Below are 1,695 nucleotides of genomic sequence, written 5' to 3'. Positions count from 1 at the left end.
TAGCACTGCGGGTGTCCTCAGTGGTACGCCGACGACTGCCAGTACATCCAATTTCAGTGCCAAGGTAACGGACAGCAAAGGTGTGTCCGATACCCAAGCCCTCAGCCTGACCATCAATGCAGCCCCGCCGACCACGGGCAACGCGGACATGGCACTGACAACCTTTAAAGCGACTGCCACCAGTGTTACCAAAGGGAGTGCCGCTGGGTTCAACTTTGTATTGAAGAACAATGGCAATGACGTGGCGAAAAATGCACGGTTTGTATTGCCCATGCCTGCCAACACCACTTGGGTATCCGGTGCTGCGGAATGTGTGCCTTCTACTGGGCAAGTAGTGTGCAGTTTTGGTAATTTGACAAAAGGGGTATCCCGTAACCGTTACATCTACCTGCGCCCTACTGTAGCTGGCAGCCTTGCCCTGAACGGCAAAGCAGTATCCGACACCGGGGACAGCAGCACAGCCAACAATAGCAAAGCCGTTACCCTGACAGTGAAATAATCAGTCTGGCTCTTTTACGAGAAGTTAGGGGGAACTTAATGCCCCCCCTTTCTACTAGAACTAAGAGGTTTGAAGCCTGATTATGATGGGTGAAAGTCCCACGGGATTTAGCCCCTTTCGGGTTTCTGCCGAATGCTCGTTCCTGAGTTCCTTGATCCGGTCTGTGGCTAGCTTTGTCCATTCCCCGAAATTGTAGAATCCATATTTTAGCACTTTCAAGACGGTTACGGCATGTGTCTGGTTGGCTACCAAAACCAGACAAGGGCTTACAGCCCCTGTCCCAATTGAACCCTACGTACAAAACACCCCGTTAACCCACATTCTGCCGTAACAGAATGGCGGTGCAAATAAAGTAAACTTCAAAGGGGACTCGGTTTCCCCACTAATTTGGCAGATTTTACAATTTCGGGGAATGGGTAAAGTTAGCCTGATTGCAAGCTCAGTTGCAGTTAATGTGAACCGAATCCCGTTTTCATTCGCAACTAATGTGAGCCGGAAAACGCGATGATTGCAAGCCATTACACTTATCCACCGACTGCCTGCGGTATACAGGGGGAAAGCCCCCCAGTGACCATTTATACGGGTATTTCCCCATGACGGGGTTTCCCAATGTTATACTTTTGCCCACACAACACCACAGAATATAACATTATGCCAACCGCCAACCGCCAACCGCCAACCGCCAACCGCCAACCGCCAACCGCCAACCGCCAACCGCCAACCGCCAACCGCCAACCGCCAACAAATGATGGGCTGTATTCTCACCTTGAACAAATCCTATTGGACTGTTTGCGCAAGGCACAAGCTGCCGCCCAAGTTGGCGACCTCGAAACCACTTTGAGGATGCAAGCCAGTTTCTATGCGGCATTGCCAGAAATTATCGGTAGGCAGACACAAAAAGTGTTACAGGTTGCCGAAAAAAGGAAGCAGGGGGTAGGACAATGAAATGGGGGGATTCCCCGCAAAAGGGACAACCGGAGTGTACACCGGGCATCATACCTGCTGCTTGAACAGATTCTTGCCGACCAAGTGAGGGAAGCCCAGATTGCGGCAGATACTGGGGATTTCACCCGGCTACGGCAACACCACCAACAGGCACAGGACCTGCTTGATGCCCTGCTTGCGGCACAGGTGGAAGCCTGCCAGTTAGCGTCCTGAAATGTGCCTATCTGTGACGGATTGATTTTTGCCCTGAA

At 51.6% G+C, this 1,695-nt stretch carries 1 protein-coding gene and 1 pseudogene; both read left to right on the top strand.

The window, feature by feature from the left end; all coding sequences use genetic code 11:
* A pseudogene (locus PHE17_RS20155) lies at positions 1-499 on the top strand (hypothetical protein); the annotation flags it as partial.
* Positions 500-1,150: 651 nt separating this feature from the next.
* A complete protein-coding gene (locus tag PHE17_RS20150; protein ID WP_301017719.1) occupies positions 1,151-1,444 on the top strand; it encodes a hypothetical protein in 294 nt (97 codons plus the stop codon).
* Positions 1,445-1,695 lie beyond the last annotated feature (251 nt).

It is taken from the genome of Thiothrix sp., assembly GCF_028714775.1.
Lineage (GTDB): Bacteria > Pseudomonadota > Gammaproteobacteria > Thiotrichales > Thiotrichaceae > Thiothrix.
Note: the sequence above shows the minus strand (reverse complement) of the source record. Positions and strands in the feature narration are given on the sequence as shown.

What these genes read in the sequence shown, in the direction of transcription:
- PHE17_RS20150 (WP_301017719.1), top strand. Translation starts at nt 1,151, where the DNA reads ATGCCAACCGCCAACCGCCAACCGCCAACCGCCAACCGCCAACCGCCA.